The following is a 13,516-nucleotide window of genomic DNA, read 5'->3' as shown; positions in this document are numbered from 1 at the left end:
AGTTCAAGCTTTGCTCATATGGGACCTTTGGACCGAAGCAGCCCTCTCCAAAACCGCCGCGTCCGATCCCGCGGGGCCGCCCCCGACCGCGGTCCGCAGCGCCGCCCGTGCCACCGCGTCCGTATCGGCCAAGGTGACCGAGCCCACCCCGGGGCGCGCCCCCGCGGCCGTCACCCAGTGCACGCCCTCCGTCGGCACCCCGATCGCGAACCGCCGCGGATGGCGCCGTCCATCGGCCTCGATCAGGTGGTACGGGCTCGGCGACACATCGAGCCCTCCGGTCTCGTAGCCGTCCGCGGAGTGCGGCCGGCAGCCGCCGTCGACCAGTAGCCGGGCCAGCAGCTCATCCGCGGTACGCCGCACGTCCGGCTCCGGCAGCCGTGCCTCGATCAGCGCCGCCGCCGTCACCTGCGACCCCGGGACGTCCGGGGAGTGTGCCGTGAAACCGGGCCCGTGGCCGTCCGCGGCGCCGGGCCTGACCACCATTCGGGGGCCGACCACCTCCAGCACCCCGGCCTCGATCAGTGCCGCCATCTCCGCTATCCGGCGCCGCGGCGGCCCGATGGACAGGAAGGCGTTGAGCGGGGTGTACCAGCGGTCCAGGTGGTCGCGGCGGGACGCGCCGGCCAGCCCGCCGTGGTCGACGATCTGCCGCAGCTCGTTGCGCAGATCCCGCAGCACGTCGAGGGCCGCCTTGACCGGCCCGGACACATTGTCCAGCCGGGCGTGTGCGACGTCCGCGTGCAGATGGTCCACCAGCCACTCCCGGAAGGCGGCCCGGTCGGCGAACGACCGCCCCGCGTGCGGCCGGGAGACCCGTTCCCAGTCCCAGCGCTCGGCGGGCGCGATACCGAAGGCGTCCAGCGCGGCGGCCTCCTCGGGGCTGCGGTGGGCGCTCCCCAGGAAGCGCTCCCGGAAGCGGTCGTGGAACGCGTCGTCCAACGGGCCGGCCGCCTCCCCCCGCGCCAGCAGCGCCTCGTAGTAGACCGTCTCCACTTCCTTGGCCACCAGGGGCCAGACCTCCGCCAGGAAGTCGGGCAGATCGCCGGACCCGGCGCGTTTGCGGAAGGCGGCGATCACGTCCGCGGTGAGCAGCAGCGGCAGATGGCGGCCGTGCGCGCCCTTCGCGTTGTCGCCGCGCGCGTGGTACGGAATGCCGCGCCGGGAGCCCGCGTACAGCCTGGGCTCGCGCCCGGACGGCAGATACCTCAGCGTGCCGTTCGCGCCCCGCGTGAACCGGCCGCCGCGCGCCGTCGTCAGCAGCGCCATGTGGTCGAAGAAGTTGAGCCCGAGACCGCGCAGCAGCACCGGGCGGCCCGGTACCAGCGCCGCCAGATCGGCGGTGAGGTCGGCGGGGTTGGCCGGCGGCAGATAGTGCAGGCCGTGCCCGGCGGCGTAGTCGGCGAGGTGCCGCTGTTCGGTGTCCGGGGCGGTCGGCAGATGGCCCTGGGTGAGCACGACGGCCCCCAGGCCGGCCAGTTCCCGGCCGTCGTCGAGGGTGAGGGACTGCGTGCCGTCGGCGGCCTCGGCCAGCCGCACCGCGCGGGCGGTGTGCGGCACGACGGTCACCTCCTCGGGTGCGGTGCGCACCGTGTGCCGGAACACCCACTCCAGATAACGGCCGTACAGCGCGCGCCCCGGATAGTCGTCCGGGCCGACCTCGCACCCCTCCCAGGCGTGCAGGCTCGGCCCCGTACGTATCGGACCCGCGCACTCGACGCTCTCGTCGGTGAACAGCGTCACCTGCGACGCCACGGTGTTCATCAGCAGCTCGGGCGGCTGGGCGGTGCGCCACACCTGGCCGGCGCCGGGCGGGGCGGGGTCGATCACATGGACGGTCAGGCGGGCGCCCGGGGCCAGTTCGGCGGCCGAGGCGCAGATCCGTTCCAGCACGCTCGTTCCGCGCGGCCCCGCGCCGACGATGGCGATGGCGGGGCGGTGGCGGTCGGCGATGCGGTCGGCGGCCAAGTGGGGTTCTCCCTGGGGCGGCGGGCGGCCGGCGCGCGGGCGCGGCCGCCCAGAAGTGCGGGCGACGAGCAGAGGTGCGCACCATCATCACCGCCCGACCCGCCGGCGCAGCACCCAGGTGGGCAGAGAATTCGGCCACATCAGCAGACCGGACGGCGGCCGGCTGACGGCCGATCAACCGGCTGCGGGTGCCGGGCCGCCCGGGTCATCCATGATTCGGGCGATCGGTACCGGGGACGGACCCGCCCGCATCACCGCTTTCTCCGCCGACGCGGGCATCGGCCGCCACCTCACGCCACACCGTGACCAGCCGGACGCTTCCACTGCGCTTCTCCCGGCGGGCCTGATCCAGCGCGATCCGCGCCGTTCGGCCGGCCAGCGTCAGCGTCATCAGCTGATTGCCGAACCAAGGGCCGCCCGTACGCCGCCATTTCACCGGCGGCCGCCCCAGCCGGCCGTGCCGGGCCACCAGCTTCCCCAGCCACCGGCCGGCCCGGCTCCAGCCGAACCGGAAGCCGGCCTGCAGCGAACCGGGGATGCTGTTGTGGACGGGGGAGCAGGTCAGCTGCAGCACCCGGCTCGTGGGCCGCCGCCCGGCCCCGCGCCAGTGCGGCTCCGCCACGTACGCGTGGTGCACGTCCCCGGACAGCACGCAGACCGTCGCCGGGGCGTGCGCGCCGGAGCCCGCCTCGGCGATCAGATCGGTGAGCGCGGCGAACGAACCGGGGAACGCCGCCCAGTGCTCCAGATCGGCCCGCTGGCGCAGGGACTCGCCGGCCCGGGCCCAGCGGGGCCCGCGTTCGCCGGCGCACAGCGCGGCGTTCCAGCCCTCCGCGGCGTGGATGAGATGCGGCAGCAGCCAGGGCAGTGAACTGCCCAGCAGCAGGTGGTCGTAGCCGCCGCGCCCGTCCAGCACCGCCTGGCGCAGCCATTCGCCCTCGGCCTTGTCGAGCATCGCGCGGCCGCCCTCGTCCAGGACGCGGGTGGCGCGGGTGTCGATCATGACCAGGCGCACCCGGCCGAAGTCGCGGCGGTAGCTCCAGCGGGCGCCCGCCGGATCGGCGTCCGCGCCGGCCGCGAACTCCCGCACCAGGTCCGTGCCGTCGTCCGCCGCCCGCACCCGGGCGTACAGCTCGTCGGCGGCCAGCTCCGCGGGCGGGAGATTGCCCAGATGCTGGTACACCCAGTACGACATCAGGCCGCCCAGGATGCGCTCGTGCCACCAGGAGGTCGCCCGCATCCGGCTCAGCCACGCGGCGGAGGTGTTCCAGTCGTCGATCACATCGTGATCGTCGAAGATCATGCAGCTGGGGACGGTGGACAGCAGCCAGCGCACCTCCGGGGCGAGCCAGGACTCGTAGTAGAGGTGGGTGTACTCCTCGTAGTCGGCGACCTGTTTCCACGGCGGCAGGCTGATGTCTCGGTGCTCGGCCAGCTTCCGCGCGGTCGCCTCGGAGGTCTGGTCGGCGTAGACCTGGTCGCCCAACAGCAGCAGCACGTCCGGGCGTTCGCGGGCGGGCTCGGCGGCCAGAGTGGCGGCGAGGGTGTCGAGCGCGTCCGGGCCGACCGGGTCGTGGGCGGCGGCGGGGGTCGCGGACCAGCGGCACGAGCCGAAGGCGAGGCTCAGCGGAGCCTGCCCGGAGGCCGAAAGGGTACGGATCGTGCTCGGCGGGAACCGGTCGTCGGGCAGCGGCCAGACCTGCCGCTCGTCCAGCAGGACCTGGTAGGGCGTCTCGCTGCCGGGCGTGAGGCCGGTCACCGGGACCAGCGCGTAGTGGTGGCCGGCCACCTGCCAGGTGCACTGCGCACCGGACGCCCCGCTGTTGCAGCGCACGTGCACCACGCACGGCCGGTCGGTCTCCACCCACACCGTCGCGCTGTCCGCGTCGACGTAGCGCAGCAGCGGCCCCAAGCGCAGTCCGGCCATCGGTGCCCTCCCGGTTGTCGTGGCTCAGAGGATAAGAGCACAACCGGGGCGGCGGTCCACCGGTACGGCGGCGCGCCCGCCGGCCGGCGGATTCCGGCCTGCGGACGCGCCGGGGCCTGCCGCCGGACGCCGCGGGGTCGGGAGTCCGGCGGCAGGCCCCGGACGATCGCTCTAGCGGGGGCGGCGGCTGGTCAGCAGCCGTCCAGGATCTTCTTCAGCGCGGCCTTCTCGGCGGAGTCCGCGGTCATGCCGTACTCGTGCTTGACCCACACCCACATCCGGGCGTACTCGCAGTGGTACGAGGCCTTCGGCGGCAGCCACTTCGCCGGGTCCTTGTCGCCCTTCTCCTGGTTGACGTTGTCGGTGACGGCTATCAGCTGGGAGTGCGTCAGGTCGTTGGCGAGCTCCTTGCGGCGCTCGGTGGTCCACTGCGCGGCGCCCGACTTCCAGGCCTCCGACAGCGGGACGACGTGATCGATGTCGAGGTCGGCCGGCTGGGTCCAGGTCGCGCCGTCGTAGGCCGAGACCCACTTGCCGCTCACCGCCGCACAGCCGCCGTCCTGCTGTACGTCCGTGCCGTCGCGCTTGAGCACCACCTCGCGGGTGTTGCAGTTGTTCCCCTGGTCGATCCAGTGCGGGAACTTGTCGCGGCTGTAGCCGTCCTGCGGGCCCTCGGCCTGCTCCTTGATCTGGGTGAGGTACGTCCGTGCGGTGGCCGCGTCCGGCGGGCTGGGCGGCGCGGCCTGGGCGGACTGGCAGCTCAGCGCCAGCGTGCAGACCAGAGCCGCGGCCGAACCCGCGGCGATGGTGACGCGACGCGCGTAGACCTTTGCCATCGAAACTCCCTTGAAGTGGGGGGAAGTTGCCGTGCGGTGCGGGCCCATGGTGGCGATGTGGGGTTTCCATGGGGTGGGCACCAGGTAACAGGGTGACGACATGCCCACGTCAGTTCAAGGGTTGACAGGGCGCCAGAAGTGCTCTCCGGCACTCCGGTTGACCCGCTCACGGGGGCCGCGAACCCCGTCGCCGTCTTACAGTGAGCGCGTGCTGATGCCGGTCAACATCACGCTCGGGGTGGTCCTCGCCGTCCTGCTGGTCGCCGCGGTGGCCGTCGCCGCGGTGGCGCACCTCGGCCATGCCCGGGCCATCGCCGTCGCCGGCCTGCGCGCGGCCGCCCAACTCGCCGCGGTCTCCGCCCTCATCGGCGTCGTGGTGCGCGCGCTTCCGTGGCTGCTGTGCTTCCTGGCGCTGATGTTCGCGGTAGCGGTACGGACCGCCGGCCGCCGGATCACCCGGAACCGCACCTGGTGGTGGGCCGCCGCGCCGATCGCCACCGGGGTCGCACCGGTCGTCGGTCTGCTGCTGGCGACCGGCCTGCTACCGCCGCGCGGCATCACCCTCATCCCCGTCACCGGCATCCTCATCGGCGGCGCGCTGACCGCCACCGTCCTGGGCGGGCGGCGGGCGCTGGACGAGCTGGAGACGCGGCGCGGGGAGTTCGAGGCCGGGCTCGCGCTCGGACTGCCGGACCGGGACGCGCGGATGGAGGTCGCCCGCCCGGCCGCATCCGACGCGCTGCTGCCGGGGCTCGACCAGACCCGGACCGTGGGATTGGTCACGCTCCCGGGCGCCTTCGTCGGCATGCTGCTGGGCGGCGCCTCCCCCGTCCAGGCGGGCGCGGTACAGCTGTTCGTGCTGGTGGCCCTGCTGGCGGTGCAGGCGGCGGCGTGCGCGGTGGTGCTGGAGCTGGTCGCGCGCGGACGCCTGCACCGCGTACCCTCGTCGGCAGCAGAAGGGGAGTAGCTCTCTGCCGGACCGTCGACATACTGCCCGCCCGTCGCCCGACGACGAGGTGAGCCGGCGCCCGGAGCGCGGTACGCATGCGTACGGCGCCAGCGAGACCTTCGGCCGCAGTGTTCGACGCTGCCGTGCCGAAGCGACCCCTTTCCCGGGCCCTCTGGCACGGCCCGACCGATAGAGGTATCCCACCCCGTGTTCAGTTTCGCCATCGCCGCCGTCGTCTTCGGCGTGATCTTCCTCGCCGAGCTGCCCGACAAGACCGCTCTGGCCGGCCTGATGCTCGGCACCCGCTACCGCGCCTCGTACGTCTTCGTCGGCGTCGCGGCCGCCTTCCTCGTTCATGTCGCACTCGCGATCGCCGCTGGCAGCGTGCTGACGCTGCTCCCGCACCGTGTGGTCCAGGCCGTGGTCGGGGTGCTCTTCCTGGCGGGCGCCGCCGTGCTGCTGTTCAAGAAGGACGACGGCGAGGAGGAGGTGAAGAAGCCCGCCGACCAGAGCTTCTGGAAGGTCGCCGGGGCGGGCTTCACCATGATCCTGGTCGCCGAGTTCGGCGATCTGACCCAGATCATGACCGCCAACCTCGCGGCCCGTTACGACGACCCCGTCTCGGTCGGCGTCGGCGCCGTACTCGCCCTGTGGACGGTGGCCGGTCTGGGCATCCTGGGTGGCCGCACCCTCATGAAGCACGTCCCGCTCAAGCTCATCACCAAGATCGCGGCGGCCGTGATGGCACTGCTGGCGGGGTTCAGCCTGTATGAGGCGATTGTGGGGTGAGGGGAGGGGGCTTCGCTGGTGAGGGGCCCTATTCCCGGGGTGGGGGCTTCCCCCGGGTGGGGGCTTCTCCCTGGGGTGGGGCGCTTTTCCGCGGGGGTCTTTTCCTGGGGGCTTTTCCCCGCCGCCCACCCCCCTTACGGGGGGTGGGCGGGTGTAGAGGAGAGGTCCGGGCGAGGCCCCGGCCAGGTTCGGGCGCGGGTCGTTCAGGCCAGGTCCGGGCGGGGTGGCCCGGGGCGCGTGGCGCTGTCCTGCGGGGCCGGGGACGTGACACCGCCCCCAGGGGGCGGCCTCGGCAGTGCTCAGCCCCCGATGTGTACCGCGATCACGCCGTCCGGCCCCGCCTCGACCCGGACCCGGGTGAGGTCGGGCACCTGCGCCGTGGGGGCGAACGCGGCGGCGCGCTCGCCGATGCCGATCACCCGCATACCGGCCGCCCGGCCGGCCTCGATGCCGGCCTCGGAGTCCTCGAAGACCAGGCAGTCCTCAGGGGCGAAGCCCAGCTCCGCGGCGCCCTTGAGGAACCCCTCCGGGTCGGGCTTGCTGGCGCTCACGCTCTCCGCCGTGATCCGCACGGCGGGCATGGGCAGCCCTGCCGCACCCATCCGGGCGTCGGAGAGCGGTATGTCGGCGGAGGTCACCAGGGCGTGCGGAAGCCCGGCCAGGGAGGCCATGAAGGCGGGTGCGCCGGGGACCGGCACCACGCCGTCCACGTCGGACGTCTCCTGGGCCAGCATCCGGCGGTTGTCCGCGAGGTTGAGCTCCATGGGGCGGTCCGGCAGCAGCGCCGCCATCGTGGCCCAGCCCTGCCTGCCGTGGACGACCTTGAGGACCTCGTCCGCGTCCAACCCCTGCTCGGCCGCCCAGCGGCGCCAGCAGCGCTCGACGACGGCCTCGGAGTTCACGATCGTGCTGTCCATGTCCAGCAGGAGGGCGCGGGCGGTGAGCGTGGTGGTTGCCGTCATCGGCGGGCTCCTGTGCGCAACGGGCGAACGGACGGTACGGGCCGTACGAACGAGAAGGGCAGACAAGAAGGACAAGTGGCCCCGCCCGCTGGTCAGGGAGTGCGGGCAGGACCACTTTGTTCTCCTACGATACAAAACGTTTCCGGGTGCCGACAACCGGCCCTGGTCAAAGACCGGTCAGGGCTGGTCAGAGCCCGGCCGGCACGGGGCGGCGCCCGGTGGCAGGCCGGGGCAGGGGCGCGGAGCCGGGGGCGGGGCGGGGCACGGCGCCTGGGTGGGTTCGAAGAGCCCCGCCCGGTCTACGGCTCCTGGGTGCGCGACTCCAGGGACGCCCGGGTCTGCGGGCCGTAGACGCCGTCCGGATCGCCTGCCACCTGGTACGTCTGCTGATAGCGCGACACGGCGTCCCGTACCTCCGCGTCGTACTCGCCGTCCTCCGGCCCCGAGTAGAAGGCCAGCTGCCGCAGCCGCCCCTGGAGCTCCGTCACTTCCGGGCCGCTGGAACCCTCGCGCAGTGCGATCGGCCCGGTGGGCGCCGGGCTGGGGGCGTGACTGTCGGGGGACTCCGTGACACTTCCGGAGGCCCGGGTGGGGGCGGGCGGAGGCGCTGTCGCGGTCCGGTGGCGCTGCACGGTGGCCTCCGGGGTGCCGGCGCCGGTCGCGCCCGATGAGGGAGAGGGGTGCGCGGCGGGCGAAGACGGGGTGCCGCTCGGCGTGCGGGTGGCTTCGCCGCCGGTGGGTAAGGCGGCGGTGGCGGAGGCCCGACCGCCGTCGGGGGGTGTCGCCCGGTCCCGGGTGCCGCCGGACAGTGCGTCGGAGCCGATCAGGACGGCGGTGGCGGCCGCTGCCGCGCCGGCGGTCATCAGTACGGCCGGCAGGGCGCGCCTGCGGCGGGGCGGGGCGGGGGCGGAGCGCCCGGAGGTGCTGTTCCCCGGTTCCTCGGGGGCCGAGCCGACCGTCCGGGACGACGGCCCGTGGCCGTGGCCCGCCCGGGGGGTCGGGAGCGCGGAGACGGGGTCGGCCGCGGACACCGGGGCGGGGGCGGCGGCGGGGAACCGTAGCGGGCTTCCGGCTATGTGGACGGCCGCGTCCTCGCCGGGTAAGCCGTCCAGGTGGTCGCCCCGGCCGCCCCAAGGGGCGCCGCCCCGGTCGTCGTGGCCCCCGGGGCCGCCGCCGTCCCCATGATCGCCGTCTTCCCCGTGGCAGTCATCGCCTCCGTCGTCCCCGTCCCCGTCCCTGTCGGGCAGTGACACGTACGGCCGTATGCGCAGCGGATCAAAGTCCTCCGCGTCGACCGCCGCGCACAGACAGGTCGGTCGGCCGTCGCTGCGTACCGGGGCGAAGCAGTGCGGGCACGTCGGTAATGCCGTCACGAGCGGTCCCCTCCCTGGAGGCCTCGAACCGGCAGCGATTATCCAGACGCCGCACCCGCCCGCGCAGGCGCTCGCGGACATCCGTCCGGCATGCCCCAGGCGTTCACCGTCGACGCCCCAGGTGGCCGCCGCCTCACACGGCACCGCGCGATCGCGGATGGTGATCACCGCTCGGCGGGCCATATCCGGCGGAAACACCCAGGATGGAATAAGCCCGACGGCGGCCCGCAACGGGCGCGGTCGCCGACGGCCGGGACGGCGTGGTCGCCGACGGCCCGGACGGGCGTGGGCGGCCCGCAACGGCCGTCCGGCACCGCGCCCCGCACTCCCGGTGCCGCACTGGAACCCCGGAACAGGAGGAGACGCCCCATGGCGCAGGACACCAGCGCGCCTGCCGTCCCCGGCGAGGGCCGGTCCCAGCGCACGATCCTCGTCGCGATCGGCGCGCTGTTGCTCGGCATGCTCATCGCGGCGCTCGACCAGACCATCGTCGCCACCGCGCTGCCCACGATCGTCAGCGACCTCGGCGGCCTGAACCACCTCTCCTGGGTGGTCACCGCCTACCTGCTGGCCTCGACGGCCGCCACGCCTCTGTGGGGCAAGCTCGGTGACCAGTACGGCCGCAAGAAGCTGTTCCAGACCGCCATCGTGATCTTCTTGATCGGCTCGGTGCTCTGCGGCATCGCCCAGAACATGGGCGAGCTGATCGCCTTCCGCGCGGTCCAGGGACTGGGCGGCGGTGGCTTGATCGTGCTGTCGATGGCGATCGTCGGGGACATCGTGCCGCCCCGCGAACGCGGCAAGTACCAGGGCCTGTTCGGTGCGGTCTTCGGCGGTACCAGCGTCCTCGGGCCGCTGCTCGGTGGGCTGTTCGTGGACCATCTCAGCTGGCGCTGGGTGTTCTACATCAACGTCCCCGTCGGCATCATCGCGCTCGCCGTGATCGCCGCCGTGCTGCACATCCCGCGCCACCGCACCCCGCACCGGATCGACTACCTGGGCACCGCCCTGATCGCCGCGGTCGCCGCCTGCTTCGTCCTGATGACCTCGCTCGGCGGCGTCACCTACCCCTGGGGCTCCTGGCAGATCATCGGCTTCGGCGTCCTCGGCGCCGTCCTCCTGGGGGCGTTCGTCCTCGTCGAGCGCCGGGCCGCCGAACCCGTGATCCCACTGCGCCTGTTCCGGCTCCGCACCTTCACGCTCACCGCGGTCATCGGCTTCGTCATCGGCTTCGCGATGTTCGGATCGATGACGTACCTGCCGACGTTCCTCCAGGTCGTACACGGTGTCTCACCGACCATGTCCGGTGTGCACATGCTGCCGATGGTGCTCGGGATGCTGCTGGCCTCCACCGGCTCCGGGCAGATCGTCAGCCGCACCGGCCGCTACAAGGTCTTCCCGATCGCCGGCACCGGCGTCGTGGCGATCGGCCTGCTGCTTCTGCACCAGCTCGACCCGGCCAGCAGCGACGCCGAGATGAGCGCCTGCTTCTTCGTCTTCGGCTTCGGGCTCGGCCTGGTCATGCAGGTGCTGGTGCTCATCGTGCAGAACGCCGTCCCGTACCAGGACCTGGGCGTCGCCACCTCCGGCGCCACGTTCTTCCGCTCCATCGGCGCCGCGTTCGGAGTCTCCATTTTCGGCTCGATCTTCGCCAACAACCTGGGGCCGCGGATCGCCGACGCCCTCGCCGGGCAGCAACTGCCGCCCGGCATGGACCCGTCGACCGTCGCCGCGGACCCGCGGACCGTCGCCCGGCTGCCGGCCGGCCAGGCGGCCGGTGTCCTGAACGCCTACTCCGTCTCGATCACCGACGTCTTCCTCTACGCGGTCCCGGTCGTCCTGGTGGCGTTCGCCCTGGCCTGGTTCCTCCGGGAGGAGCCGCTGCGCAGCAGCGTGACCGCCCCCGACACCAGCGAGGTGCTCTCCTCCAACCCCGTCGAGCGTTCCTCCCGCGACGAGTGCGCCCGCGCACTGTCCAAACTCGGCAGCATGGAGGGCCGCAAGGACGTCTACGAGAAGATCACCGCACGCGCCGGCCTGGACCTCAAACCGGCCGCGAGTTGGCTGCTCCTGCGCATCCACCGCTACGGATCGGTGGAACCGGGGCTGCTCGCCGAGCGCAGCACCGTCCCGCTCGGCGTGATCTCCGAGAGCGTCCGCCAGGTCGAGGGGCGCGGACTCGCCACCCGCGAAGGGCTGTTGCTGCTGCTCACCGACAGCGGACGGGACGTCGCCGACCGGCTTTCTGCGGCCCGTCAGGAGTCGCTCGCGCAGATGCTCGGCGACTGGTGGACCAGGGACCGGCCGACCGACCTCACCGAACTCGTCCAGGAGCTGACGGCGGAGCTGTGCGGCTCGGACGCGGAGGAGCCGCGCGACGGCGATGCCCGTGAGCCGGTGCCGCGTACGCCACCGCGCACACCGCGGCCACCGCGACCGCCGGACCTCGCGAGATAAGCCCGGTCCGGCGGCGCTCCGGCCGGCGGTCGACGCCTGGGGTCGACGCCTGGGGTGTCTTGGCGTGGCGGGCTCTAGTCCGCCGACGGGTCGCCGTCCAGCCGCTTCTCGAAGAAGATCTCCGCGTAGACGTCGTCGTGGTGGTACGGCGGGATCTCGGTGAAGCCGTGCCGCCGGTAGAGCGCGATGGCCTCGACCAGATCCAGCCGGGTGTCCAGCCGGATCCGCTCGGCGCCCAGCCGCGTCGCGGCCGTCTCGGCGGCCGTGAGCAGCCCGCCCGCGCCGCCCAGGCCGCGCGACGCGGGCCGTACGTACATCTGCTTGAGCTCCGCCGTGCGCGCGTCCAGCAGCCGCACCCCGGCGCAGCCCACCACCGCCCCGCCACGGCGGGCCACCAGCAGCACGCCGTGCGGCGGCATCAGATCGGCGCTGGGGTACTCCGCCAGCCCCTCCGCTATCTCCTCCGGCGTCGAGCGGCGGCCCTCGTGCAACTCGAAGTAGCGGTCCGCCACCTCGGTGTAGTACTCGCGCAGCAGCGCCGCGGCGGCCGGCGAGTCGACCGGCTCCGCGGCGACGGCCAAGGGGAGACGGAGGGCGGCGGCGTCACTCATGGCGCCATTGTGGCGGCCGGCGCGACCCGGCACGCAACGGATTTGCGGGACGCCGGGCCGCAGCCGACCCTCAGCCCTGCCTCAGGGCCGTAGCGATTGCTCGGCCCTTCCTCGGGCTTTCGTCGGCGCTCAGCCCTTCCTCGGCCCGGCCTGCTGCACCACCTCGAAGGACCACAGCGTGGAACCGGACGCGGCGGGCTTGGGCCGCTCGCCGCCCTCGGAGCCGCCGCCCTGGTGCGCGGCCTTCATCGGGCCCTCCATCCAGGCCTGGAAGGACTCCTCGTCCCGCCACCGGGTGTAGACGAGGTACTGGTCGGTGCCCTCTACGGGGCGCAGCAGCTCGAACCACTCGAAGCCGTCCGAGGAGTCCACCGTGCCCGCCCGCGACGCGAAGCGCTTCTCCAGGACCTCACGCTGCTCGGTGGGGACGGTCAGAACGTTGATCTTTACCACGCTAGGCACATGACACCTCTCACAAACCGGACGCCCAACTGGCGTCGTAATCTGGACCAAGTGCGTGCAGTCTCCTACATCAGACAGTCAAAGCGTCGTGAGGACGATTCCCAGGCCAGCCCCGAGGCCCAGCGGGAGAAGTGCGAGGCGCTGATCACGGCGAAGGGCTGGGACCTGGCGGGAAGCTTCGCGGACGTGGGCCGCTCCGGCTGGGATCCGAACGTGGAGCGCCCGGAGTTCGAAGAACTGATGACAGCCGTCCGGGCGGGGCACGTGGACGCCGTCGTGGTGTTCGCCCTCTCCCGGCTCACGCGTCAAGGCGCCTTCGAAAGCTACTTGTCACTTTTCACTGCCTCCAGCGGCATCTCCGGCATCACCCCTGACGACTACGGCCCGCTGATTGTCCAGCCGGTGGAGCGGGAAAGCGTCGCCCTCCAGGAGCCGGCAAGCTCAAAACGAGCAGCACCAAGGTGCACATCCCCATCGTCCAGACCGACGCCGGCGCATCATTCGTGGCCGAGGGCGAAGAGATCGCCCCGACGGACGCGACTCTGGGCGAACTGGATATCACCCCCGCCAAATGCGCGGGCCTGTCCATCGTCTCAAACGAACTCGCGGAGGACAGCGACCCGGACGCCCAGAAGCTTGTAGGCGACGGCCTGGCACGGTCCATCGCCCGCGTCCTGGACCGCTCGTTCTTCAACAGCCTGCCCGCGCCTGCGCCCAAGGGGTTGGAGGCTGTAGACGGCGTGGGCTATGTGGACGCCGGAACCAAGTTCACCAACCTGGACGCGTTCCAGGAGGCCATCAACCGCGCGGAGGACGTAGGAGCCACGATTACGGCGTTCGCAGCGAACCCCGTGGATGCGCTGACCCTGGCCCAACTCAAGCAGGCCAAGGACAGCAATGTCCCGCTTCTGGGCTCCGACCCGACCACGCCGACCCGGCGAACGGTCCTTGGCGTCCCGCTGTACGTCTCCAACGCCGTAACTGCCGGAACTGTGTGGGGCATCCCGCGTGACCGCGTGATGGTCGTGATGCGCCGGGACGTGACCCTGGACGTGTCCAAGCACGCCCGGTTCACCAGCGATCAGGTGGCCATCAAGGCCACCGTGCGCGTGGCGCACGCGTTCCCGCATCCGGCGGCGATCCAGCGAATCAGTCTCAGCAAGGCTTAATCGACTGACCCAG

Annotated in this window: 10 protein-coding genes and 2 pseudogenes; 5 read left to right on the top strand and 7 right to left on the bottom strand. The window is 72.6% G+C overall.

The window, feature by feature from the left end; all coding sequences use genetic code 11:
- Window positions 1–3: 3 nt before the first annotated feature.
- From WAB15_RS13245 to WAB15_RS13235, 3 genes are all read right to left on the bottom strand, one after another.
- On the bottom strand, window positions 4–1,968 hold the full coding sequence (locus WAB15_RS13245; RefSeq protein ID WP_407286340.1) for an FAD/NAD(P)-binding protein: 1,965 nt from the start codon (window positions 1,966–1,968) through the stop codon (window positions 4–6).
- Between the two features lie 205 nt (window positions 1,969–2,173).
- The gene (locus tag WAB15_RS13240; RefSeq protein ID WP_407286339.1) at window positions 2,174–3,895 is read right to left on the bottom strand and encodes an alkaline phosphatase D family protein; all 1,722 of its coding nucleotides are present in this window, start codon (window positions 3,893–3,895) and stop codon (window positions 2,174–2,176) included.
- Window positions 3,896–4,086: 191 nt separating this feature from the next.
- On the bottom strand, window positions 4,087–4,731 hold the full coding sequence (locus WAB15_RS13235; RefSeq protein WP_399150757.1) for an HNH endonuclease family protein: 645 nt from the start codon (window positions 4,729–4,731) through the stop codon (window positions 4,087–4,089).
- 208 nt (window positions 4,732–4,939) lie between these two features.
- Here WAB15_RS13235 and WAB15_RS13230 point away from each other — a divergent pair, with 208 nt between their 5' ends.
- Together WAB15_RS13230 and WAB15_RS13225 are read left to right on the top strand one after the other, a co-directional pair.
- Window positions 4,940–5,698 (top strand): ABC transporter permease, encoded by a 759-nt coding sequence (locus tag WAB15_RS13230; protein ID WP_399150758.1) that lies wholly within the window; start codon window positions 4,940–4,942, stop codon window positions 5,696–5,698.
- Window positions 5,699–5,887: 189 nt separating this feature from the next.
- On the top strand, window positions 5,888–6,469 hold the full coding sequence (locus tag WAB15_RS13225; protein WP_407286338.1) for a TMEM165/GDT1 family protein: 582 nt from the start codon (window positions 5,888–5,890) through the stop codon (window positions 6,467–6,469).
- A 299-nt stretch (window positions 6,470–6,768) separates the two neighbouring features.
- On the opposite strand, the gene WAB15_RS13220 is transcribed toward WAB15_RS13225, so the two are convergent.
- A complete protein-coding gene (locus WAB15_RS13220) occupies window positions 6,769–7,431 on the bottom strand; it encodes an HAD-IA family hydrolase (RefSeq protein ID WP_407286337.1) in 663 nt (220 codons plus the stop codon).
- A 299-nt stretch (window positions 7,432–7,730) separates the two neighbouring features.
- Window positions 7,731–8,804, bottom strand: a complete 1,074-nt coding sequence (locus WAB15_RS13215) for a peptidoglycan-binding protein (RefSeq protein WP_407286336.1) — start codon at window positions 8,802–8,804, stop codon at window positions 7,731–7,733.
- A 369-nt stretch (window positions 8,805–9,173) separates the two neighbouring features.
- Between WAB15_RS13215 and WAB15_RS13210 the strand changes: the two genes are divergently transcribed.
- Window positions 9,174–11,261, top strand: a complete 2,088-nt coding sequence (locus WAB15_RS13210; RefSeq protein ID WP_399150762.1) for a DHA2 family efflux MFS transporter permease subunit — start codon at window positions 9,174–9,176, stop codon at window positions 11,259–11,261.
- A 74-nt stretch (window positions 11,262–11,335) separates the two neighbouring features.
- Here WAB15_RS13210 and WAB15_RS13205 read toward each other — a convergent pair whose 3' ends face one another.
- Both WAB15_RS13205 and WAB15_RS13200 read right to left on the bottom strand, forming a co-directional pair.
- Complete coding sequence (locus WAB15_RS13205; protein ID WP_399150763.1) at window positions 11,336–11,872, bottom strand: GNAT family N-acetyltransferase; 537 nt, start codon at window positions 11,870–11,872, stop codon at window positions 11,336–11,338.
- A gap of 129 nt (window positions 11,873–12,001) precedes the next feature.
- Complete coding sequence (locus WAB15_RS13200; RefSeq protein WP_407286335.1) at window positions 12,002–12,334, bottom strand: antibiotic biosynthesis monooxygenase family protein; 333 nt, start codon at window positions 12,332–12,334, stop codon at window positions 12,002–12,004.
- On the opposite strand from WAB15_RS13200, the pseudogene WAB15_RS13195 reads away from it, so the two are divergent.
- Window positions 12,335–12,643: pseudogene (locus WAB15_RS13195) on the top strand (recombinase family protein); the annotation flags it as partial.
- A 146-nt stretch (window positions 12,644–12,789) separates the two neighbouring features.
- Window positions 12,790–13,503 (top strand): annotated as a pseudogene (locus tag WAB15_RS13190) (phage major capsid protein); the annotation flags it as partial.
- Between the last annotated feature and the right edge of the window lie 13 nt (window positions 13,504–13,516).

It is taken from the genome of Streptomyces sirii (assembly GCF_045690365.1).
GTDB classification, from domain to species: Bacteria; Actinomycetota; Actinomycetes; order Streptomycetales; family Streptomycetaceae; genus Streptomyces; species Streptomyces sirii.
Note: the sequence above shows the minus strand (reverse complement) of the source record. Positions and strands in the feature narration are given on the sequence as shown.

Excerpts from the sequence above, each read along its gene's own strand:
- WAB15_RS13240 (WP_407286339.1), bottom strand. The coding sequence starts at position 3,895 with ATGGCCGGACTGCGCTTGGGGCCGCTGCTGCGCTACGTCGACGCGGAC.
- WAB15_RS13205 (WP_399150763.1), bottom strand. The coding sequence starts at position 11,872 with ATGAGTGACGCCGCCGCCCTCCGTCTCCCCTTGGCCGTCGCCGCGGAG.
- WAB15_RS13210 (WP_399150762.1), top strand. The coding sequence starts at position 9,174 with ATGGCGCAGGACACCAGCGCGCCTGCCGTCCCCGGCGAGGGCCGGTCC.
- WAB15_RS13235 (WP_399150757.1), bottom strand. The coding sequence starts at position 4,731 with ATGGCAAAGGTCTACGCGCGTCGCGTCACCATCGCCGCGGGTTCGGCC.
- WAB15_RS13220 (WP_407286337.1), bottom strand. The coding sequence starts at position 7,431 with ATGACGGCAACCACCACGCTCACCGCCCGCGCCCTCCTGCTGGACATG.